At 72.5% G+C, this 20,649-nt stretch carries 19 protein-coding genes and 1 pseudogene; 15 read left to right on the forward strand and 5 right to left on the reverse strand.

Translation table 11 applies throughout. The annotated features are described in order from the left end of the window. From Q0L54_RS03190 to Q0L54_RS03200, 3 genes and pseudogenes are all read left to right on the forward strand, one after another. A pseudogene (locus Q0L54_RS03190) lies at positions 1-204 on the forward strand (hypothetical protein); the annotation flags it as partial. After that, on the forward strand, positions 201-677 hold the full coding sequence (locus Q0L54_RS03195; RefSeq protein WP_296665457.1) for a tetratricopeptide repeat protein: 477 nt from the start codon (positions 201-203) through the stop codon (positions 675-677). The pseudogene Q0L54_RS03190 and the gene Q0L54_RS03195, both read left to right, overlap by 4 nt. A gap of 100 nt (positions 678-777) precedes the next feature. Further along, positions 778-1,206 (forward strand): OsmC family peroxiredoxin, encoded by a 429-nt coding sequence (locus Q0L54_RS03200; RefSeq protein WP_296665458.1) that lies wholly within the window; start codon positions 778-780, stop codon positions 1,204-1,206. Positions 1,207-1,213: 7 nt separating this feature from the next. On the opposite strand, the gene Q0L54_RS03205 is transcribed toward Q0L54_RS03200, so the two are convergent. Then, positions 1,214-2,632 (reverse strand): amidohydrolase family protein, encoded by a 1,419-nt coding sequence (locus Q0L54_RS03205; protein ID WP_296665459.1) that lies wholly within the window; start codon positions 2,630-2,632, stop codon positions 1,214-1,216. A gap of 69 nt (positions 2,633-2,701) precedes the next feature. Between Q0L54_RS03205 and Q0L54_RS03210 the strand changes: the two genes are divergently transcribed. Continuing rightward, complete coding sequence (locus Q0L54_RS03210) at positions 2,702-3,571, forward strand: EI24 domain-containing protein (protein WP_296665460.1); 870 nt, start codon at positions 2,702-2,704, stop codon at positions 3,569-3,571. Here the strand turns inward: Q0L54_RS03210 and Q0L54_RS03215 are convergent. After that, entirely contained in the window at positions 3,522-4,421 is a 900-nt protein-coding gene (locus tag Q0L54_RS03215) for a LysR family transcriptional regulator (RefSeq protein ID WP_296665461.1), read from the reverse strand. The genes Q0L54_RS03210 and Q0L54_RS03215 overlap by 50 nt on opposite strands. Positions 4,422-4,517: 96 nt before the next feature. On the opposite strand from Q0L54_RS03215, the gene Q0L54_RS03220 reads away from it, so the two are divergent. Next, on the forward strand, positions 4,518-7,919 hold the full coding sequence (locus Q0L54_RS03220; protein WP_296665462.1) for a bifunctional proline dehydrogenase/L-glutamate gamma-semialdehyde dehydrogenase: 3,402 nt from the start codon (positions 4,518-4,520) through the stop codon (positions 7,917-7,919). On the opposite strand, the gene Q0L54_RS03225 is transcribed toward Q0L54_RS03220, so the two are convergent. Next, complete coding sequence (locus Q0L54_RS03225) at positions 7,916-9,019, reverse strand: FAD-dependent oxidoreductase (protein WP_296665463.1); 1,104 nt, start codon at positions 9,017-9,019, stop codon at positions 7,916-7,918. The genes Q0L54_RS03220 and Q0L54_RS03225 overlap by 4 nt on opposite strands. Positions 9,020-9,069: 50 nt before the next feature. Continuing rightward, positions 9,070-9,588 carry a MarR family transcriptional regulator gene (locus tag Q0L54_RS03230; RefSeq protein WP_296665464.1) on the reverse strand — a complete coding sequence of 173 codons (519 nt, stop codon included), beginning with the start codon at positions 9,586-9,588 and terminating at the stop codon, positions 9,070-9,072. Between the two features lie 62 nt (positions 9,589-9,650). Here Q0L54_RS03230 and Q0L54_RS03235 point away from each other — a divergent pair, with 62 nt between their 5' ends. The 8 genes from Q0L54_RS03235 to Q0L54_RS03270 all read left to right on the forward strand — a co-directional run bounded on the left by Q0L54_RS03235 (position 9,651) and on the right by Q0L54_RS03270 (position 17,893). Then, positions 9,651-11,075, forward strand: coding sequence for an RNB domain-containing ribonuclease (locus tag Q0L54_RS03235; protein WP_296665465.1), 1,425 nt, complete (start codon positions 9,651-9,653; stop codon positions 11,073-11,075). A 59-nt stretch (positions 11,076-11,134) separates the two neighbouring features. After that, on the forward strand, positions 11,135-11,284 hold the full coding sequence (locus Q0L54_RS03240) for a hypothetical protein (RefSeq protein WP_296665466.1): 150 nt from the start codon (positions 11,135-11,137) through the stop codon (positions 11,282-11,284). 21 nt (positions 11,285-11,305) lie between these two features. Further along, entirely contained in the window at positions 11,306-11,947 is a 642-nt protein-coding gene (locus Q0L54_RS03245) for a CDP-alcohol phosphatidyltransferase family protein (protein WP_296665467.1), read from the forward strand. 67 nt (positions 11,948-12,014) lie between these two features. Then, positions 12,015-12,404 (forward strand): FHA domain-containing protein, encoded by a 390-nt coding sequence (locus Q0L54_RS03250; protein ID WP_366937927.1) that lies wholly within the window; start codon positions 12,015-12,017, stop codon positions 12,402-12,404. Position 12,405: 1 nt separating this feature from the next. Then, positions 12,406-13,134 carry a MerR family transcriptional regulator gene (locus Q0L54_RS03255; RefSeq protein WP_296665469.1) on the forward strand — a complete coding sequence of 243 codons (729 nt, stop codon included), beginning with the start codon at positions 12,406-12,408 and terminating at the stop codon, positions 13,132-13,134. Positions 13,135-13,216: 82 nt separating this feature from the next. Next, complete coding sequence (locus Q0L54_RS03260; RefSeq protein WP_296665470.1) at positions 13,217-13,789, forward strand: MerR family transcriptional regulator; 573 nt, start codon at positions 13,217-13,219, stop codon at positions 13,787-13,789. 123 nt (positions 13,790-13,912) lie between these two features. Beyond that, a complete protein-coding gene (locus tag Q0L54_RS03265; RefSeq protein ID WP_296665471.1) occupies positions 13,913-17,320 on the forward strand; it encodes a pyruvate carboxylase in 3,408 nt (1,135 codons plus the stop codon). A gap of 75 nt (positions 17,321-17,395) precedes the next feature. Then, positions 17,396-17,893 carry a flavodoxin domain-containing protein gene (locus Q0L54_RS03270; RefSeq protein ID WP_296665472.1) on the forward strand — a complete coding sequence of 166 codons (498 nt, stop codon included), beginning with the start codon at positions 17,396-17,398 and terminating at the stop codon, positions 17,891-17,893. Here the strand turns inward: Q0L54_RS03270 and Q0L54_RS03275 are convergent. Then, on the reverse strand, positions 17,890-18,489 hold the full coding sequence (locus Q0L54_RS03275) for a hypothetical protein (RefSeq protein WP_296665473.1): 600 nt from the start codon (positions 18,487-18,489) through the stop codon (positions 17,890-17,892). The two genes, Q0L54_RS03270 and Q0L54_RS03275, sit on opposite strands and share 4 nt — an antisense overlap. Positions 18,490-18,533: 44 nt before the next feature. Here Q0L54_RS03275 and Q0L54_RS03280 point away from each other — a divergent pair, with 44 nt between their 5' ends. Both Q0L54_RS03280 and Q0L54_RS03285 read left to right on the forward strand, forming a co-directional pair. Beyond that, the gene (locus Q0L54_RS03280; RefSeq protein ID WP_296665474.1) at positions 18,534-19,223 is read left to right on the forward strand and encodes an ATP-binding cassette domain-containing protein; all 690 of its coding nucleotides are present in this window, start codon (positions 18,534-18,536) and stop codon (positions 19,221-19,223) included. After that, a partial coding sequence (locus Q0L54_RS03285; protein ID WP_296665475.1) for a hypothetical protein occupies positions 19,213-20,649 on the forward strand: 1,437 nt, incomplete at its 3' end. The genes Q0L54_RS03280 and Q0L54_RS03285, both read left to right, overlap by 11 nt.

Here is a 20,649-nt window from a genome sequence, read left to right on the forward strand (position 1 = left end):
TTCTTCGCCGTGGGCTGCCCGGTGTGCAACAAGCTCGTGCTGCTCGCTCTGGGGTATACCGGCGCCATCCAGTTCTTCGAGCCGGTCCAGCCCTACCTCGCCGCCGGCGCGATCGCGCTGCTGGCCTGGGCGCTCGCCGCCCGCGTGCGTCGCGAGCGGGCCTGCGCCCTGCGGACATCCCCGGCGGCTACCGTCGACGCATGACCGACTGGGACGCGCACATCGACCTGTTCTACGGATCTCCCGCGTTCGACACGTCGGACCCCGCAGGGACCGTGGAGCGGATGCGCCGGCTCCTCGCGGTGGAGCATGTCGACGGCCCCCTCGCGGCGTTCGAGTTGGCGGGGGTGCACGACTCGCTCGGGATGGGGCGCGAGGCGGCGACCCTTTACCGCGAGGCGCTCGGTGGTGGGCTCGACGCGGAGGTCGCGGGCCGCGCCCGTCTCCAGCTCGCGAGCACGCTGCGGGCCGACGGCGACTACGCTGCGGCGATCGACCTGCTGCGCGAGCCCGTCGACGAGGCCCACGAGGGCGCGCGTGCGGCGTTCCTCGCTCTTGCGCTCCATGACGCCGGCCGGGGCGCCGAGGCGCTACGGACGGCCATCGAGGCGCTCGTGCCCACGCTGCCGCGGTACCGGAGATCGGTCGCCGCCTACGCGGCCGCACTCGCGGACTGACAGCGCGTCCGCCACGCCCTCAGCGGTGCCGCGCTTGTCCCGCGGGCCGCGCCGGGGGATGCTAGTCCGGACAGAGACTTGGAATCGAGAGAGGCGCGTCATGGCGGTCGCAAGCAAGGCGAAGGCGAAGTGGTACGGCGGGCTCACCACCGGCGAGGGGCGGGCCGCGCTCGCCTCCGGCAACGGCGAGTTCGCGGTCGACTGGAAGGCCAGGTCCGAGGGCGAGGGCAGCAGGACCACCCCCGAGGAGCTGCTCGCGGCCGCCCACGCCGCGTGCTTCTCGATGGCGCTGTCCTTCGACCTCGAGCAGAACGGCACGCCACCGGCGTGGCTCGACGTCGAGGTCCAGGTCGAATTCGAGGCCGGTGTGGGCGTGACCACCAGCATCATCACCGTCCACGGCAAGGTCTCGGGCATCGATCAGCTCGAGTTCGGTCGGTTCGCCGAGGGTGCGAAGGCCAACTGCCCCATCTCCAAGGCGCTCGCCGGGGTCGACATCGCGTTGGAGAGCGCCACGCTGGTGTCCTGACCGGCGGTCAGGACGCGTCGTGCGTGACGCGGCCAGCCACCAGGGTGAGCGCGACCGGCATGGCGCGCAGCACGGCGGCATCGGCCGCGCCGGGGTCCGCGTCGAGCGCCACGAGGTCCGCGGGCTGTCCCGGCGCGACGCTCGACCGCACGGAGGCCAGGATGGCCTCCTCCACGGAGATGGCCTGCTCGGGGTGCCACGCAGGCCGATGATCTCGGGTGCGGTGCACAGCCGCCGCGATGGAGATCCACGGATCGAGAGGCGCGACGGGGGCATCGGAGCCGAGCGTCAGGCGTGCTCCCGCGTCGAGGAGGGCGCGCAGGGGGAAGGATCGCCCGGTGCGACCGGCCCAGAGCTGGTCCGCCACGTCCCGGTCGTCAAGGGCGTGCTCGGGCTGCACGCTGGCGGTGACCCCCAACGGCGCGAACCGGTGCAGGTCCGGCACGGTGACCAGTTGCGCATGCTCGATGGTGCCGTGCGCGCCGGTCGCCGCGAAGGCATCGAGCGCGATCGTGTTGGCGCGGTCGCCGATGGCGTGGACGGCCACCTGGAGTCCGGCGGCCGCCGCGACGCGCAGGTACTCGACCAACTGATCCGGGGACACGTTCTGGACCCCGATACCGCCGCCCGGATAGGGATCCATGCAGTGAGCGGTGAGCGTGCTGAGCGAGCCGTCGGTGATGACCTTCAGCGGCCCGTGGGTGAGCAGTCCTTGGCTGCCGCTCACCGTGAGCCCCGTGCGCGCGCCCTCCCGGACGCGACCCTCGAGCATGTCCGGATAGAAGCCCGCACGGACGCGCAGGCCATCGATCCCGGCATCGATGCGCCGCGTCCAGTCCGTGACGTTGTCCGCCATCTCCAGCTCGACGATGCCCACCACCCCCCGCGCGCTCGCCGCCGCGACGGCCGCCGCCACCGCGTGGACCGCGACGGGTTCCGCGTCGAGCACGCGCTGCGCCGCGAAGGCGGCGTCCTCCCGCAGCAGCCCGGCGCCGGGCAGGTCGAGTCGGACGGCGGCGGCCGAATTCACCCATGAGGTATGCAGATCTCCCGACAGCACCACGGTGGGAGCGATCCTGGCGGCATCGAGCGCCGCGAGCGTGGGCGGCTCCGCCCACGTGCCCCACCGGAAGCCGAAGGCGACGAGCAACGAGTCCGCGGGCACCACGGCGCTGCGCACCGCGTCGCATACGTCGACGGCGGATCGCGCCGCCGAGACGTCGAGCCGGCGCAGGGTCCGCGCCCACTGGGTGAAGTGCACGTGCGCGTCCCACAGGCCGGGGAGCACCACCCTGCCGTCCAGCCGCCGCTCCTCGCGTCCGCGTGCGGCGCCGGGACCCACCGCGACGATGACCCCGCCCTCGATGGCGATGTCCGTGGCGGAGCCGCCCCACAGGCGTGCGTCACGCAGCACCAGATCGTGCACCGGGGCTCCTCTCCACGGGGACTCGGCGCCACTGTAGCCGCGCACCGGCCGGCCGGTTAGCATCGCGGCATGGCGACGCACCGCGGCCCCGGCCGCATGGCCCGAGAGATGCTCGCCGGGCTGCGTCTCGCGCTCGCCGGGTTCGGATCGTGGGTCAGGGCGCCGCGGCTCATGGTGGTGGGCGCGCTGCCCGCGCTGATCACCGCGGTCGCCCTGACGGCCGGGCTGGTGGCGCTGGGCTTCAGCGTCGAGAGGATCGGACACGGGATCGCGCGTCCGCTCGTGGGCGACGGACCCCTCGAGCCCCTGCTGGCCGCGACGGCGGCGATCGCGGTGCTGGTGGCGGGCGGGCTGGTGGCCGTGGCCCTGTTCACCTCGGTGACGCTGCTGGTGGGTCAGCCCTTCTTCGAGGCGATCTCCCGACGCATCGATGCGGACGCGGGCGGGCTGGCGTCTCCGGCGCCCGACGAACCGTGGTGGCCCGCGACGCTGAGGGGGATCCGCGAGGGAAGCCTGACGGTAGCGATCTCGATCGCGGTCTCCCTCTCGCTGCTCGTGCTCGGCCTCGTACCCGTCGTCGGCTCCGGCCTCGCGTTCGCCACCGGCGCGCTCGTAGGTGGCCGCCTGCTTGCCATCGAGCTGACCGCCTACCCGCTCGCCCGGCGAGGCATCGTCACCCGGCGGGAGCGCATGGCCGTGCTCCGGCCGTATCGCGCCCGCACGGTGATCTTCGGAGCGGCGGTGTTCGTCACGTTCCTGCTGCCGCTGGGCGCGGTGGTGGCGATGCCGGCGGCGGTCGCGGGGGCCACGCTGCTCGCGCGGTCGGTGTGGGACGGCGCAGCCGGCACCACCGAGGTCGAGGCTTCGCCCGCGACTCCGACCCGCGCGGTCACGCCGCCCGATGAAGGGAGCGCGCCTGCGCCTCGAGGGCGAGCCTGACGGCCTCGACGGCGGGGTCGACGCGGGAGGACTGGCGCATCGCGGAGAACACGGTCCGCCGCGGCTCACCATCGAGGGTCAAGGTGCGGGCACCCATCCCGGTGTGAGCCACCATGAGCCCGGGCAGGATCGCCACGGCGAGCCCGCGCTCGACCAGGAGGACGTGGGCCTGAAGGTCAGCCGTCTCGAACCGGACGTCGGGCTCGAAACCCGCGACGCGACACGTCTGCTCTCCGAAGTGACGGGTGCTGGTGCCCTGTGGCTCCATCACCCAGACCGCGTCGGCGAGGTCGCGCACGGACTCGGCGTCCGACCACGCGCCGCCCACGGCCAGCAGCAGATCATCTGTGACCAGGGGCCGGCGCGCCACGCCGGGGTAGTGCGGCGCGGAGTGATGGGGGTACTCCTCGGCGACCACGAGGTCGAAGTCCCGGGCCCAAGTGTCAGCGAGGGCCGCGCCGGGCTCGCTCTGCGTCACGTGGACGCGAACGCGAGGATGGGACTCCCGCAGGCGCAGCAGCGCGCCGGGCACCAGCGTGAGCGCCGCGGACTGGAAAACCGCGAGCCTGACGGTGCCTGCGGCCTGTGCGGCACGGTCGTGCAGCTCCGACTCCGCGAGCTCCATGGTGTCGAGCAACTGGTGGGTGCGGGCGACCAGCCGCTGACCCGCGGGGGTGAGCACCACGTTGCGTCCGGAGCGGACAGTGAGCGCCACCCCTGCCTCGCGCTCGAGCGCGGCGAGCTGCTGCGACACCGCCGACGGCGTGTAGCCCATGGCGTCGGCCGCCGCGGCGATGGTGCCGCGCAGCGCCAGTTCGCGGAGGGCCACCAGTCGGGTCAGGTCGAGCATCCAACAATCATAAGTTGAACTACCGAATATTGGTGAAAAATCGTCGCTGGTGCTGCGCGATCGCTGACCTCAGACTGGGCGCGGGAGAGGAGCACCATGACTGTCAGCGACGCCGCAGCGCGCCAGCGCACGCACACGCCCGAGGACACGGTCGCGCAGGTGCGCACCTGGCTCGAGCGCGCGCAGGAGCACCCCATCGACGGCTCTGCGCGGATGCTCGCGCGCATGCTCGGCCATGACGGCGGACTCGCGTTCCTCACGGACTTCGTCGACGGAGTGGTGCGCCCGGAGGACCCACGCGTGGCCGCCGCGAGCCTGCGCCGGGTGGTCGCTCGCGATCACGGATTCCTGCCCGGCTACCAGCAGGTGGCGCTGCGGGCCGGCGCCCTCGCGTCCCACGTGGCGCCGCGTCCCGTGGTGGCCGTGTGCCGCCGGGTGGTGCGCGGCATGGTGGGCCACCTGGTGGTGGACGCCTCGCCGGCGCGCCTGGGCCCGGCGCTGAGCCGGCTACGGGCGGGCGGCAGCCGGCTCAACCTCAACCTGCTCGGCGAGGCCGTACTGGGGAGCCAGGAGGCGGACCGACGCCTCGCGCGGACCATGCAGCTGCTCGAACGCGAGGACGTCGACTACGTGTCGCTGAAGGTCTCCGCGGCCGTCGCTCCGCACTCGGCCTGGGCCTTCGACGAGGCCGTGGACGCGGTGGTCGAGCGCCTGGTCCCGCTGTACGAGTTGGCGGCGCGGAAGGACGGCGCCTTCGTCAACCTCGACATGGAGGAGTATCGGGACCTCGACCTCACCATCGCCGTGTTCACGCGCCTGCTCGAGCGCCCGGGCCTCACGCGCCTCACCGCCGGCATCGTGCTGCAGGCCTACCTGCCGGACTCCCTGCCCGCGATGCGCCACCTCCAGCGCTGGGCGGCGGAGCGCGTCGCCGCCGGCGGCGCTCCCATCAAGGTGCGCCTGGTCAAGGGCGCGAACCTGTCGATGGAGCACGTCGACGCCGAGCTCCACGGCTGGCCGCTCGCGACTTGGGAAACCAAGGCCGAGTCCGACGCCCACTACAAGCGGGTGCTCGACTACGCGCTGACCCCGGAGCGCACCCGGGCCGTGAGGATCGGCATTGCCGGCCACAACCTCTTCGACATCGCGCACGCGCTGATGACGGCTCGCGAGCGGGGCGTCGCCGCGAGCATCGACGTCGAGATGCTGCTCGGGATGGGAGAGCACGTGGCCGCCGCGGTTGCGCGCGACGCGGGGCCGATACGGCTGTACACGCCCGTGGTCCACCCGGCGGAGTTCGACGTGGCGCTCGCCTACCTGGTGCGCAGGCTCGAGGAGGTCGCAAGCCCGTCGAACTTCATGTCCGCGCTGTTCGACCTCGAGGACCCGGAGGTGTTCGCTCGAGAGGAGCGCCGGTTCCGAGCGTCACTCAAGCTCTCCGTGCTCCCCGCCGCCTCATCGCATCGTTCCGGCGCCGCCGGCGCGGGATCCGCCCCCGCGCTCCAGGGCGACACCGCCTTCGCCAACACACCGGACACCGACCCATCCCTCGAGCCCAGCCGCGAGTGGGCTCGGCGAGTGCGGTCCGGAGCCGCCGCTTCCAACCTGGGTGTCGCCACCGTGAAGCGCGCCCGGCTCGAGGATCACGCGGGCGTGGCACGGGAGATCGGCGCGGCGAAGGCGGGCGCGGCGCGATGGCAGGCGCGCACGCCCGAGGACCGGGCGGCCGTGCTGCACGCCGCCGGGCGCGCGCTCGAGCGCCGCCGCGAGGACCTGGTGACCGTGATGATGGCCGAGGCAGGCAAGACGCTCGACCAGTCGGATCCGGAGGTGTCCGAGGCCGTCGACTTCGCCCACTACTACGCCGCGCGATCCTTGGACCTGCATCGTCTCGAGGGTGCGCGCCCGGTCCCGCGCGACGTCACCGTGGTCACCCCGCCCTGGAACTTCCCCATCGCCATCCCGGCAGGGTCGACGCTCGCCGCGCTCGCCGCGGGATCCGCCGTGGTCCTCAAGCCAGCCGAGCAGTCGGCGCGCTGCGGGGCCGTGCTGGCGGAGGCGCTGTGGGAGGCGGGGGTGCCCCGCGATGTGCTCAGGCTGGTCGACCTCGACCCCGAGCGGCTCGGCTCGGCGCTGCTGGGCGATCCGCGCGTCGACCAGGCCATCCTCACGGGCGCCTACGAGACGGCCCAGCTGTTCCACCGCGTTCGGCCGGGCCTGCGTCTGGTGGCGGAGACGTCGGGAAAGAACGCGATCGTGGTGACGCCAAGCGCGGACCTCGACCTCGCCGTCCGCGACATCGTGCAGTCGGCGTTCGGCCACGCGGGTCAGAAGTGCTCCGCCGCGTCTCTCGTCATCCTCGTGGGCTCGGTGGCGACGTCGCCGCGCTTCCACGCGCAGTTGGAGGACGCGGTGCGCTCGCTTGACGTGGGCCCGGCGGATCGCCCCTCCACGCAGATGGGACCCATCATCGAGCCGGCCGCGGGCAAGCTGCGCCGGGCACTCACCACGCTCGAGGCGGGGGAGACCTGGCTGGTCGAGCCGCGGGCCCTGGACGCGTCCGGCACCTCCTGGAGCCCCGGCGTGCGCACCGGCGTCGCGCGCGGATCGTGGTTCCACGTCACCGAATGCTTCGGCCCCGTCCTCGGCATCATGACCGCCGCCACGCTCGACGAGGCGATCGAGGTGCAGAACGCCGTCGACTACGGGCTGACGGCCGGGCTCCATTCGCTGGACGGCGAGGAGATCGCGCGATGGAGCGACCGGGTCGAGGCGGGCAACCTGTACGTCAACAGGGGCACCACCGGCGCGATCGTGCAGCGTCAGCCGTTCGGCGGGTGGAAGCGCTCCGTGGTGGGGCCCACCGCCAAGGCCGGCGGGCCGTCCTACCTCCTGGGGCTCACGGGGTGGGCCCGCGTCGACATCGCCGACGAACTGGTCGACGACGCGCCGGACCCGGCAACGGGCCTCCCGCTGGTCGCCGAGGCACCTGCCTGGGTGCGGGCCGCTGCGGCGGCGGATGCCATCGCGTGGGGGCGGATCTTCGGCGCGGCCGTGGACAGGTCTGGGCTGGCCGCGGAGCACAACGTGCTGCGGTACCGGCCGGCCGACACGGAGATTCGCTGGGACGGCGAGGATGAGGCCGCGCTGCTACGCGTCTGCGCCGCACGGCTGCGTGCCGGCGGCTCGGGCGGCGTCTCGTGCGCGTCGACGCCGGGCGCCGGCCTGACGGAGCGCCTCCTGGACTCCGGGCTCGCCGTCACCGTGGAGAGCGACGATGCGGTGGCCGCCAGGCTCGAGAGCCGCCTGGGGGTCCGCCTTAGGCTGGTGGGCGGGGCCTTCCCGCAGCGACCAGAGCTGGCGGTGTACGACGGCCCGGTGACCGGTGCGCCCGAGCTCGAGCTGCTGCCCTTCCTCCAGGAGCAGGCGGTGGCGGTCACGGCCCATCGGTTCGGCACGCCGTGGCCCGTGGCCGATGCGGTGGTGGACGGGCTCTAGCGAGGCTCCGCGAGCAGCTCGGCGATGGCTCGGGCGGTGATACGCGACGCCCGATTCGAGGACAGCGTGCTGGCCTGCGGGCCGTAGCCGGCGAGGAACAGGCCGGGCTCGCCGTGCACCCTGCCGTCCTCGACCACGATCCCGCTGGTCTCGCCGATCACGCCCAGAGGGCGCAGGTGAGCCACTTCCGGGCGGAACCCGGTGGCCCAGATCACTGCGTCGACGGGCACGTGCTCTCCGTCGCGAAGCATCAGTCCTGACTCGGTCATCGCCGTGAACATGGGGCGGCGCTCGAGCCTCCCGGCGGCTCCGAGGCGGCGCACCAAGGCCGACCGCGGCAGGCCGGTGACGGAGACGATGGAGGGGAGCGGCCGGCCTGCGCGCGCGGCCTCATCCTGAATCGCGACCGCCCGACGCCCGCGCTCGGGTGACAGCTCCACCTCCTCGTTGTGGAACGAGGGCGGACGGCGCGTGAACCACAGGACCTCGGAGGCGACATCGCCCACCTCATCAAGGAAGGTGAGGGCGGAGGTGCCGCCTCCCACCACGGCGACCCGGCGTCCGTCGAAGCGCGCCGGTCCGGTGTACTGCGCGGTGGTGATCTGCACGCCGCGGAACCGGTCCCGACCCGGCATCACCGGTATCCGCGGGCTGGTCCACGTACCCGTGGCGGAGACCACCACCCGGGCCGAGACCGTCGAGATCGCCGAGTCCGGTGAGCACATCACCCGATATCCGCCGCCCGCATGCTCGACGCGCGTCACGGTCACCGGGCGGATCACGTCGATGCCGTGGCTGCGCTCGTATTCGGCGTAGTACTCGGCAACCACCTCGCGCGCCGGCCGATCGGCGGGGGCCGCCGCGAACGTCAGGCCCGTATCGGACATCCCCGGCAGATCGTGCAAACGATGCGTCCCGCCCAGCGTCAGCGTCTCCCAGCGGTGCTGCCACGCCCCTCCGGGGCCGGGCCCGCGGTCCAGCACCACCACGTGGTTCGTGCCCGCGAGGCCCCGCCTGCGCAGGTGGTAGGCGACCGCGAGCCCCGCCTGACCGGCCCCGATGATCGCCACCGAGGCGGCGAGGTGCGTCGAGTCGGGCATGGGTTCAAGCCTAGGGCTGTCGCCGGTCGCGGCGGGACGGGCGGATCCGGTCAGGACGTCGCAGTGGCGCTTACGCCCAGTTCCTCGGCCAGGCGGTCGATCTCTGCGCTGCAGCTCGACGCGGGTGCGGCCTCGAGCACACGCAGCGCGACCCTCGCCGCCACCTCAGCCTCCTCAGGAGACACCACGTCGACGAGGCCGTCCTTGAGGTGCGCGGCGAAGACGGGGAGCGCACGGTCGAGCGCCTCGCGCCCGGCCTCTCCCATCTCGACCCAGGTGCCCCGGTGGTCCTCGTCGCAGGTGAAGCGGCGCACCAGCCCCCGCTCCTCCATCCGGGAGACGTGATGCGACGTGCGGGACTTCTCCCACCCGAGGAGCTCACCCAGCGATCCGGCGCGGAGGCGGCCGTCCTCGGTGGCGTCAAGCGCGGTCAGGATGTCGAAGTCCGGCACCGAGATCGCCGCCTGGCTCTGCAACCGCTGCTCGAGGCCCGCGACCAGCCGTCGACCCATCAGGGTCAGGGCTCGCCACAGAGCCCGGTCGCGTTCATCGAGGTCAACGTCCGGCATGTTCCCATGGTAGGCCCGGCCCGAGACGCCGTGATCGCGCACGGGCGGCCTAGGCTTGCGGAATGGTCACGCGCCGCACCGTTGCCCACGCGCCCCTCACCGAGTTGGGAGCCGTGTTCGCGGCGATCAGGTCCGCACACGGGGTGGAGATCGAGCATTCGCAGGCGGCCCAGGACGAGGCGCGTCAGAGTCGGGACGGCGACGATGCGGTCGACATCGGCGAGGCGCGCGTCGACGCCACCGCGGTCGAGCTGGTGACCCTCGACCCCGAGGGATCGCTCGACCTCGATCAGGCGGTGGCGATCGACGAGCATGAGCGTGGCTTCACGGTGCGCTATGCGATCGCCGACGTCGCCGCCCACGTGACCCCGAACGGCGCGGTGGATGCGGAGGCGCGACGGCGCGGATCGACCGTGTACTGCCCGGACCTCAAGGCGCCGTTGCACCCGCCGCAGATGTCGGAGGGATACGCCTCGCTCCTGCCCGATCAGCGCACCAAGGCGGTGCTGTGGACCATCGAGGTCGACGCCGCGGGGGCGCTCGGGGCCACCCGCGTCGAGCGGGCGTGGGTGCGATCGCGCCGTCGGTACGCCTACGCGGAGCTGACTGCCGCACCGGAACGGGGCGGCTCGCTGGTCCCCGCGCTCGGGCGGCTCGGCGCCGCGCGCCGCGATCACGTGGCTGCGCGCGGCGGCGTCACCCTTCCGCGGCCGTCTCAGGAGGTCGAGGTGCGCGACGGTGAGGTGACGCTCGAGATGCGCGCCGCGTCGGGGATCGAGGATGACAACGCGCAGGTGTCGCTGCTCACTGGCGAGGCGGCGGCGCGGCTGATGCTCGACGCGGGGGTGGGCCTGCTGCGGACCATGCCGCCCGCGGAGCCCGAGGCGGTCGCGCGGCTGCGCCACCAGGCGAGAGCGCTCGAGATCGACTGGGCCGACGACGTGCAGTACGCCGAGCTGCTTCGCTCCCTGGACGCCACCCTCCCCGCGCATGCCGCGTTCCTCGCGCACGCCACGGGGCTCTTCCGCGGCGCCGCCTGGGTGGCCTTCGACGGATCGGACCTTCCCGTGCCGTCGGTGGTCGAGCACGGGGCGCTCGCCGCGCCGTACGCTCACGTCACCGCTCCTCTCCGGCGATTGGTGGACCGTTTCGCGACCGAGATCTGTCTGGCTCACTCTGCAGGCCGCGACGTGCCGGCATGGGTGAGGGACGCGCTGCCCACCGTCCCGGCGCGGATGGCAGACGGGGCTCGGCGCGCGGCGGCCGTGGACCGGGCGTGCATCGACGCCGTGGAGACGGCGATGCTGGCCCCGCACGTGGGAGAGGAATTCGACGCGGTCGCGCTCGACTCGGACACCGTGCAGCTCGCCTCGCCGCCCGTGCTCGGACGCGCGACCGGAACCCTCCACGCGGGACGACGGATTCGCGTTCGCCTCACGGAGGCGGGGGAGCGCGGAGTGCGCTTCGAGGCCGTGTCGGCGCCCTGACGCGGGAGCCTCGAAGGCATAGGCTGGAAGGGTCCGACCGGCAGCGATGGAGGTGCACGATGGGCGAAGAGAGCGTCATGGACACGCGTCACTACAAGTTCGAGCAGATCAAGGCCAAGGAACTCGCGCGCGGCGCGAGTGAGGACGAGGCCACACGGATCGCCGCGGAGACGGTCGACAAGGTCCTCGAGCAGGAAGCGCATTCCTGAACGAGCCCTAGACTGGCCGCCGTGGAAGCCGCCGAGCCGCACGGAGCCGAACCGGAGATCGAGCCGTCCGACGCAGTATGGACGGTTCCCAACCTCATCAGCGCGATCCGCATCGCGCTCATCGTGGTGTTCACCGTGCTGCTCGTGGGGCACCACGACGGCTGGGCGATCGCGGCCCTCGCGGCCGCGGGTGTGAGCGACTTCCTCGACGGCTACCTCGCGCGCCGCTGGGGACAGGTGACCAGGTTGGGCCGCGTGCTCGACCCCGCGGCGGACCGGCTCCTCACGCTTGCCGTGGTGCTGGGCCTCGCGATGCGCGGCATCATCCCCTGGTGGCTGGTCGCCTTCCTGTTCGCGCGCGACCTCGTGGTGGGCGCGGCGCTGTTGCTTGCGCATCGGCGCGGGATCTCCTCGTCCCAGGTGACGTTCGCGGGCAAGGCCGCCACGGCGGCGCTGTACGTCTTCCTCCCCGCCGCATATCTTGCGGCGGTGGTGTTCCCCGACGTGCCTGCACTCCTCACCGTCGCCATCGCCGGCGCGGCGGGCGCGGGGGTGGTCTATTGGTACGCGGGGATCGGCTACGTGCGCGACCTGCGGGCGCGTGCGAGCACCACGCGAGGGCGCGCCGCCGTTCCACCCGAGGGGTCCGCGGGCCTAGGATGAGAACGTCCGACCGATCCGAGCCGAAGGAGGCGTCATGACGTTCGATGAGAGCCCCGTCGAGAGGACGATGTCGCTCGACTCCGCAGCACCGGTGGACGAGGGAGTGCCGCACCGTCTCAGCTCGGTGGACGAGTCCGCCGTGGACGCGCTGGGCCCCGACCACGCCCTGCTGATCGTTCACCACGGTCCCAACATGGGTGCGCGATTCCTGCTCGACGTCGACATCACCACTGCTGGGCGGTCGGTGAAGTCCGACATCTTCCTGGATGACGTGACCGTGAGCCGCGAGCACGCCCAGTTCATCCGCGACGGCAACGTGTTCATCGTTCGCGACCACGGCTCGCTCAACGGCACCTATGTCAACCGGGAGAACGTCACCGAGCGCAGGCTCGCGGCGGGGGACGAGGTGCAGATCGGCAAGTACCGGCTCACCTTCTACCCCGGCACCCAGGCCTGACATGCCCCAGGCCGCTCGCCGCGCGGGCACGGTGGACCCGGTCGCGACCGCGCCCGAGGTGCTGTCCGGAACGTGGCCGCATGCGCTGTCCCACGAGCCCTTGCTGCGCGTCAGCGACGTGCTGACGCTGGTGCAGCGCCAATTTCCTACGCTCACCCCGTCCAAGCTGCGCTTTCTCGACGCCAACGGCCTGGTGAGCCCGGGACGGACAGCGGCGGGCTACCGCCAGTACTCGCCCGCCGACGTGGAGCGCCTGAGGTTCGTCCTGCGCCAGCAGCGCGATCACTATCGCCCGCTGACCGTCATCCGCGAACTGCTCGACTCGCTCGACGCCGGCCTGCTGCACGAGCCCGTCACTCTCGCCGAGATCGACGAGGCACCGGACGACTACCTCACGGCCGCCGCCGTGGCGGAGCGCGGGGGAGTGAGCCTCGCGACCCTCACGGAGCTGGTCGATGCGGGGATCGTGGCGCCGTCGGTGCCCGACGGCTTCGAGCCGGCCGCGCTCGAGGTCGTGGTGGCGGCCTCTGCGTACCTGGGCGCGGGGGGCGACGTGCGCGCATTGCGCACCCTGGTGTTGGCCGCTCGCCGCGAGGCCGACCGCGCCGAGGCGGTGGCCGCGCCGCTGCGGCGCCGCGGCGGGGGAGAGGCCGAGGCGGCCGCCGTGGAGTTCGGTCAGGCGGCGATCGCCGCGTTCTCCGCGGCCGTCCGGCATCGGGTGCGAGGATAGTCCCGCGACACGTGGTCGCGGTCGTTGACCCGGCACCCCGCCGCCCCTAACGTTGAACTCAAGGTTGAAGCCAGGAGGAGAGATGACCGACGAGCCCGGCCACCGTCTACCTCCGATGGTCGATCAGGGCATCCTCTTCGACGATGGCCTTCGCACGCTGGATGAGAACGCGGGATACCGCGGTCCCACCGCCTGCAAGGCCGCCGGCATCACCTACCGCCAGCTCGATTACTGGGCGCGCACCGGGCTGGTCGAGCCCACGGTCCGCGGCGCCACCGGGTCGGGCACGCAGCGGCTGTACGGATTTCGCGACATCCTGGTCCTGCGCGTGGTCAAGCGGCTCCTCGACTCGGGGGTGTCCCTCCAGCAGATCCGTTCCGCGGTCGAGCACCTGCGCGAGCGTGGCGTCGAGGACCTCTCGCGCATCACCCTGATGTCGGACGGCGCCTCGGTCTACGAGTGCACGTCCGACGACGAGGTCATCGACCTGGTCCAGGGCGGGCAGGGCGTGTTCGGCATCGCGCTCGGCAAAGTGTGGCGGGAGCTCGAGGGCTCGCTGTCCGCGCTGCCGGCGGACCGCCCCGACGAGCCCACGGCGCCGCTCGGCGTCGACGAGCTCGCCGCCCGGCGCTCCCGCCGCACCCAGGCCGGCTGACGCGACCCTCGGCCGCTCACCGCGCCACCGGGTCATCCCCTGTGCGCCATCCGCCTGGGCAGATTGACGGCTGACTGGCACCTGGAAACCTGGCAGGATGTTCCCAACGTCGAAGGGAACCAGATGTTCGCCAAAGTCCTCGTGGCAAACCGTGCAGAGATCGCCGTTCGGGCCTTCAGGGCCGCGTTCGAGAACGGGGCCAAGACCGTCGCGGTGTTCCCGTACGAGGACCGGATGTCCGAGCACCGGGTGAAGGCCGACGAGGCGTACCAGATCGGCGAAGAGGGCCACCCTGTCAAGGCCTATCTGGACGTCGAGGCGATCCTGGACGTCGCGAAGCGCGCGGGCGCCGACGCGATCTACCCCGGCTATGGCTTCCTGTCCGAGAACGTGGACTTCGCGCGCCGCTGCGCCGAGGAGGGCGTGACCTTCATCGGCCCGCCGCCGGACGTGCTGGCGAAGGCGGGCGACAAGGTGGCGGCGCTCAAGGCCGCCAAGCAGGCCGGCGTGCCCGTCCTCGAGTCCTCCGAGCCGTCCCGCGACCCCGAGGTCATCATCGCCGAGGCCGACCGCATCGGCTTCCCGATCTTCGTCAAGGCCGTCGCCGGCGGTGGCGGCCGCGGCATGCGTCGCGTCGAGCGGCGCGAGGACCTGCCCGAGCTGCTGGCCGCGGCGATGCGCGAGGCCGAGAACGCCTTCGGGGATCCCACCGTGTTCCTCGAGCAGGCCGTGCTGGGGCCCCGCCACATCGAGGTGCAGATCCTGGCCGACGCGCAGGGCAACGTGGTGCACCTGTTCGAGCGCGACTGCTCGGTGCAGCGACGTCACCAGAAGGTCATCGAGATCGCGCCCGCGCCCGCGCTGGACCCGGCCATCCGTGACGCTCTGTGCGAGGACGCGGTCAAGTTCGCCACGAGCCTCGGCTACGTGAACGCCGGAACCGTGGAGTTCCTGGTCGCCACCGAGGGCGAGCGCGCGGGCCAGCACGTCTTCATCGAGATGAACCCGCGCATCCAGGTCGAACACACCGTGACCGAAGAGGTCACCGGCATCGACCTGGTGCGGTCGCAGATGCGGATCGCCGCGGGTGACACGCTGGAGGATCTGGGCATCCGCCAGGAGGACATCCGCGTCACCGGCTTCGCCGTGCAGACGCGCGTCACCACGGAGGACCCCAGCAACGGGTTCCTGCCCGATACCGGCCGCATCGTCGCGTATCGCTCGCCGGGCGGCGCGGGCGTTCGCCTCGACGGCGCCACCGGTATGGCCGGCAACACCATCACGGGCCACTTCGACTCCATGCTGGTCAAGCTGACATGCCGCGGTTCCGACTTCGAGACCGCGGTGCGCCGCGCCCAGCGTGCCCTCGCCGAATTCCGCATCCGCGGCGTCACGTCGAACATCCAGTTCCTGCGCGCCGTGCTCGCAGACCCGGACTTCCAGGCCGGTGGAGTCAACACCTCGTTCATCGACAAGCGGCCGGAGCTGCTGCAGGTGGGGGAGAGCCAGGACAGGTCGACCAAGCTGCTCGCGTACCTGGGCCACACCACCGTCAACCGGCCGCACGGCGAGCACGCGGACGACGTGGTCCGACCCGGCGACAAGCTGCCGGACATCAGCCTCGAGGGCGAGCCGCCGGCCGGATCCCGGCAGCGGCTGCTCGAGCTGGGACCCGAGGGCTTCGCGAAGGCACTGCGTGAGCAGTCGACGCTGGCGGTCACCGAGACCACCATGCGCGACGCCCACCAGTCGCTGCTGGCCACCCGGGTCCGCACGTTCGACCTGCTCGCCGTGGCCGGGCACACGGCACGCATGACTCCCGAGCTGCTGTCCGTCGAGTGCTGGGGTGGCGCCACCTACGACGTGGCCATGCGATTCCTGTCCGAGGACCCGTGGCTGCGGCTCGCGGACCTCCGGGCGCAGATGCCCAACATCGCCCTGCAGATGCTGCTGCGCGGCCGCAACACCGTCGGGTACACGCCCTACCCCGACGAGGTCGCGGTGGCGTTCGTGGAGGAGGCCGCCGCCACCGGCATCGACATCTTCCGCATCTTCGACGCGCTCAACGACGTCGAGCAGATGCGGCCCGCGATCGAGGCGGTGCGCGGCACCGGCACGGCCATCGCGGAGGCGACGCTGTGCTACACGGGCAACATGATCTCGCCCCACGAGAAGCTCTACACGCTCGACTACTACCTGAGGCTTGCTGACCAGCTGGTCGGGGCCGGCGCGCACATGCTCGCCGTGAAGGACATGGCCGGGCTTCTCCGCCCGGCGGCCGCGTTCACCCTCGTATCGGCCCTCAGGGAGCGGTTCGACCTGCCCGTGCACCTCCACACGCACGACACCGCGGGTGGTCAGATCGGCACCCTGCTGGCGGCCGCCGAGGCTGGCGTCGACGCGGTCGACGTGGCGAACGCTGCCATGGCGGGCACCACGTCGCAGCCCTCGATGTCGGCGCTCATCGCCGCGCTCGAGCACACCACACGGGACACCGGCATCGCGCTCTCGGCCGCGCAGGATCTGGAGCCGTACTGGGAGTCGGTCCGCCGGCTGTACTCGCCGTTCGAGTCCGGGCTGCCGGGTCCCACGGGCCGCGTGTACCACCACGAGATCCCCGGCGGCCAGCTCTCCAACCTGCGCCAGCAGGCGATCTCTCTGGGCCTCGCGGACAAGTTCGAGCAGATCGAGGACATGTACGCCGCGGCGAACCGGATCCTCGGCAACCTGGTCAAGGTGACGCCCTCGTCCAAGGTGGTGGGCGACCTCGCCCTGCACCTGGTCGCGAACTCCGCCGATGCCGCAGATTTCGAGGAGAACCCCGACAAGTACGACCTGCCCGACTCCGTCATCGGCTTCCTCGCGGGCGAGCTGGGCGACCCCCCGGGCGGATGGCCGGAGCCGTTCCGCACGAAGGCGTTGAAGGGTCGCGACGTGCAGCGGAAGATCCCAGAGCTCACGGAGGACGACCTGGCCGTGATCGCGGTGCCAGGCCAGGCGCGCCAGCGCCGGCTCAACCACCTGCTGTTCGCCGGGCCCGCGAAGGACTTCGACGCGGCGATCGACAAGTACGGCGACATCTCCGTCATCGACACCTTCCACTACCTCTACGGCCTGACGGTCGGCTCGGGTGAGGAGGCCGTGATCGAGCTGTCCCCGGGCGTACGGATCATCACCACCATCGAGGCCGTGGGCGAGCCCGATTCGCACGGCGAGCGCACGGTCATCTTCAACCTCAACGGCTCGATCCGGCCCGTCCAGGTGCGTGACCTCTCCGCCAAGGTGGACGTGGTGCAGCGCGAGAAGGCCGATCCGGGCCGCCCGGGCCACATCGCCTCGCCGTTCACCGGGCTGGTGAATCCGACCGTGGCCGAGGGCGACGAGGTCGAGGCCGGCCAGACCGTCGCGGTGATCGAGGCCATGAAGATGGAATCGTCGATCACCACCCCCGTCGCGGGCACGGTGACGCGCGTGGTCAGCAGCGCGGCGCAGTCCCTGGCGGGCGGCGATCTGGTGCTCGTGGTCGAATAGTGAAGGACGTTCGTCCCTGAGCTGCCGCGTGCGGCCACGGGACGATGAAGGCTCTCACTCCCGGAGGAGGTCACCATGAAGGTACTGGTCGCTGTCGGTTCCAAGTACGGAGCCACCCGCGAGGTCGCGAAGCGGATCGCGGACCAGATCGCCACGCACGGCTTCGAGGTCGACTTCCGGGATGCGGGCGACGTCCAGGGCATCCACTACTACGAGGCCGTCATCCTTGGTTCCGCCGTGTACGGCGGGCTGTGGCGTCGCGACGCCTCGGGCCTGCTGAAGGCGCATCGCGACGAGCTCCGCACCAAGGACGTGTGGCTGTTCTCCGTGGGGATGGAGACCGTGGTCAAGCCCGGGCAGCCGCTGGACGAGTCCGATTCCTTCGCTCGGGAGGTCGCCGCGCACGAGCACGCCCGGTTCCCGGGTGCGCTCGACTACGAGAAGCTCAACGTGGGGGAGAAGGCGCTCATCCGGGCCCTCAACCCGCCCAAGGGCGACTTCCGCGACTTCACCCGGGTCAGAGACTGGGCCGAGTCCATCGCCGGCCAGCTCGAGGAGATCGCAATCTCCTAGGCGTCGCATCCCTCGTAGGCCGCGGTTGACACGTCCACGTGCAGCCGCGCATGGCCCGCGTACTCGTGCGCCAGGTCGAGGTCGTCGCTGGCGAGGGTCAGCGTCGCCCAGCCCACCACCCGTTGCGGGTGCGAGGGAAGCGACGGGAACGTGTTGTGGTCAGGAGCCCACTCGTCGATCGCCGTGAGCATGATGTCCCACCGAGCCCGCGCATCGTCCCACGGCCCTCCCAGCACGTCCGCCTCGACGCACGGGTTGGGCTCGCCCGCATCGGCGAGGCCGGGGGAGCCGTCCAGCGCGGGCAGCAGGCCCGTGTCGGACTCCCCGCCGGTGGTGCCGTCGCCGTCCGCGTCGCCGTAGAGCGGCCCGCCGGGCCCGACCACCAGGTTTCGAGCGGACTCCGCGGCACGGTGCGCCTCCTGGATGGTCGCGGCAGCGGACCACTCGGCGACGGCCTCCGACATCGCGTCCAGCCGCTGCTCGGCCCGGGTCGGGGTCGCGCCCGCCGCGGCTCCGGATGCGGTGGCGGCGGGGGCAGGGTCGCCCGAGCACGCCGCCAGGGCGACCACGAGGAGCAGCGACAGCATCGGGCGCATGCCGCTCACGGTACCCGTGCGCCGTTGGCCTAGGGTGGGGGATCGTGAGCAAACCCCCGGCCTCGAAGCCATCGCGTCGCGACGATGCGGTGATCGACGTCCGCAAGGTGACCGCGACGTTGGGCGGCGCGCAGGTGCTGGCGCCGGTCAGCTTCACCGCTCTCGCCGGCGAGGCGGTCACGCTCACCGGCGCCAACGGCGCGGGCAAGACCACCCTGTTGCGCATCCTCGCCGGGGTGCTCGCCCCCGCGACCGGCACGGCACACGTGGGCGGGGCCCCCGCGGACGAGAAGGACCCGTCCTTCCGCGCGCTGGTCGCGGCGCTGGTGGGGCCACCGCCGTTCGCGCACAACCTCACCCTCGAGGAGCACTTCGCCCTGGTGGGCCTCTCGTGGGGCATGGCCGCGGCCGACGCCCGCAGCCGCGGCGGCGGCGTGCTCGACGCCTTCGGGGTGGGCGCGCTGGCCACGAGGTTCCCGCACGAGCTGTCCTCGGGCCAGGCGCAGATGGCGACCCTCGCGATGACCCTGGTGCGCCCCTGCGACGTGCTGCTTCTCGACGAGCCCGAACAGCGCCTCGACGCGGACCGCGTGGTGGTGCTGGCGGAGCTGCTCGAGGCGGAGCGGGCGGACGGCGCGACCCTGGTGGTGGCGAGTCACAACGCGACGCTCGCCGCCGCGCTCACCGGCCCCAAGGTCCGGCTGCGTGAGGTGCGGACCACCCATGGCGACTAGTCGTCTGTCGCTGTTCTGGCGCCAGTACCGGCGCCGGCAGTCGGGCGGCGGAGCCGGGGCGGTGGTCTATGCCATCTACGTGGGCGCGCTCGTGGTGCTCATCTACGGCGCCCCGGCCATCCGAGGGGTCGCGGGAGCCTTTCGCCGCCCCGACGTGCTCGACGTGTTGATTCAACCCGGGACGGCCTCCGCCGTGTCGGCCGTGCTCGGCGGCGTACTGGCCGCCACGTTCGCGATCGGCACCACGCGGGGACCCGCGGTGACGCGGCCCTTCGTCGCCCACGCCCTCGCCACCTCGGACGTGCCGCGGCGACGCGCCTTCTTGGGCGCAGCGATCCGGTCCGGGGTGGTGGTGGTCCTGGTGTCGCTGGCTGTCACCGCCATCCTCATCGGACCGCTGGCCGATGCGGACGCGATGACCGCGGCCCAGCTCGGGGCGGGCCTGGTCGCATCCGTGTTCTTCGGGCTGCTGGTCGCCGGGGCGTGGCTCGCCGGGCAGGCAGCGCGGGGTGCGGCCGTGTGGGCGGTGCCCATCGCGCTGCTCGCGGCCGTCGCGGCCGGGCTCGCGTGGCCGGCCGCCGACGTGTTGCCGTGGTCGTGGGCCGCCGCGACGTGGCCCGACGGTTCGGCGACCGTGCCCGTGCTGCAGCTGGTGCTCCTGGCCGCCGTCGCGCTCGCCGCGGCCGGGACCACGCCGCTCCTGTTGGACAGCCTCGACGGTCCCGGAATCGTCGAGCAGTCCCGCCGGTGGGAGGGTGCGACCTCGGCGGCCACCAGCGGGGACGTCTCGACAGCCCTCGCCGAGTTCCGCGCCCCGCCCACGGTGGGGCGCCGATGGCGGCTCGTCGGGGGCAGGCGCTTCGGTTGGGCGGTGGCGCGGGCCGACCTGGTGGCGACGGCGCGCACTCCGTTACGCGCCGTGGTGGGCGTGCTCACGCTCGGCGTGGGCGGCTGGGCCTTCGCGGCGGCTCCGGACGTGCCCGGGCTGCTGGGGTGGGCGGTGCGAATCGGAGCAGCATTGCTGGTATTTGCCGGTCTGGGACCGCTCAGCGACGGGCTGCGGCACGCCGTGCTGGCCGTCACCACGCCCCGCCTGTTCGGGGTGAGCGACGGCGCGATGATCCGTGCGCACGCGTGGGCGCCGCTGCTGGGAGGGATCGCGCTCGGCGGCGCGGGTGCGGTGGCCGGCGGCGGGGGAGAAGTGGCGTGGGGCGATCTGGGTACGGTCGCCGCCCTCATCGCCGCGGTGGTGCTGGTACGCCTCGCGTCCGCCGCCAAGGGCCCACCGCCGCTGGCGCTGTCCGCGCCGATCATCACGCCGATGGGCGACCTGTCCGTCGTCGGCCTCGTGGCGTGGCAGCTCGACGCCGTGCTGTTCGCCGCGACCATCGGCGCCACGCTGCAGGGCGCGCTCGACGGATCCCGG

The sequence above is a fragment of the Demequina sp. genome (genome assembly GCF_024642165.1).
In the GTDB taxonomy this organism is placed as follows: domain Bacteria; phylum Actinomycetota; class Actinomycetes; order Actinomycetales; family Demequinaceae; genus Demequina.

Excerpts from the sequence above, each read along its gene's own strand:
- Q0L54_RS03195 (WP_296665457.1), top strand. The coding sequence starts at position 201 with ATGACCGACTGGGACGCGCACATCGACCTGTTCTACGGATCTCCCGCG.
- Q0L54_RS03200 (WP_296665458.1), top strand. The coding sequence starts at position 778 with ATGGCGGTCGCAAGCAAGGCGAAGGCGAAGTGGTACGGCGGGCTCACC.
- Q0L54_RS03210 (WP_296665460.1), top strand. The coding sequence starts at position 2,702 with ATGGCGACGCACCGCGGCCCCGGCCGCATGGCCCGAGAGATGCTCGCC.
- Q0L54_RS03215 (WP_296665461.1), bottom strand. The coding sequence starts at position 4,421 with ATGCTCGACCTGACCCGACTGGTGGCCCTCCGCGAACTGGCGCTGCGC.
- Q0L54_RS03220 (WP_296665462.1), top strand. The coding sequence starts at position 4,518 with ATGACTGTCAGCGACGCCGCAGCGCGCCAGCGCACGCACACGCCCGAG.
- Q0L54_RS03225 (WP_296665463.1), bottom strand. The coding sequence starts at position 9,019 with ATGCCCGACTCGACGCACCTCGCCGCCTCGGTGGCGATCATCGGGGCC.
- Q0L54_RS03230 (WP_296665464.1), bottom strand. The coding sequence starts at position 9,588 with ATGCCGGACGTTGACCTCGATGAACGCGACCGGGCTCTGTGGCGAGCC.
- Q0L54_RS03235 (WP_296665465.1), top strand. The coding sequence starts at position 9,651 with ATGGTCACGCGCCGCACCGTTGCCCACGCGCCCCTCACCGAGTTGGGA.
- Q0L54_RS03240 (WP_296665466.1), top strand. The coding sequence starts at position 11,135 with ATGGGCGAAGAGAGCGTCATGGACACGCGTCACTACAAGTTCGAGCAG.
- Q0L54_RS03250 (WP_366937927.1), top strand. The coding sequence starts at position 12,015 with ATGTCGCTCGACTCCGCAGCACCGGTGGACGAGGGAGTGCCGCACCGT.
- Q0L54_RS03255 (WP_296665469.1), top strand. The coding sequence starts at position 12,406 with ATGCCCCAGGCCGCTCGCCGCGCGGGCACGGTGGACCCGGTCGCGACC.
- Q0L54_RS03260 (WP_296665470.1), top strand. The coding sequence starts at position 13,217 with ATGACCGACGAGCCCGGCCACCGTCTACCTCCGATGGTCGATCAGGGC.
- Q0L54_RS03265 (WP_296665471.1), top strand. The coding sequence starts at position 13,913 with ATGTTCGCCAAAGTCCTCGTGGCAAACCGTGCAGAGATCGCCGTTCGG.
- Q0L54_RS03270 (WP_296665472.1), top strand. The coding sequence starts at position 17,396 with ATGAAGGTACTGGTCGCTGTCGGTTCCAAGTACGGAGCCACCCGCGAG.
- Q0L54_RS03275 (WP_296665473.1), bottom strand. The coding sequence starts at position 18,489 with ATGCGCCCGATGCTGTCGCTGCTCCTCGTGGTCGCCCTGGCGGCGTGC.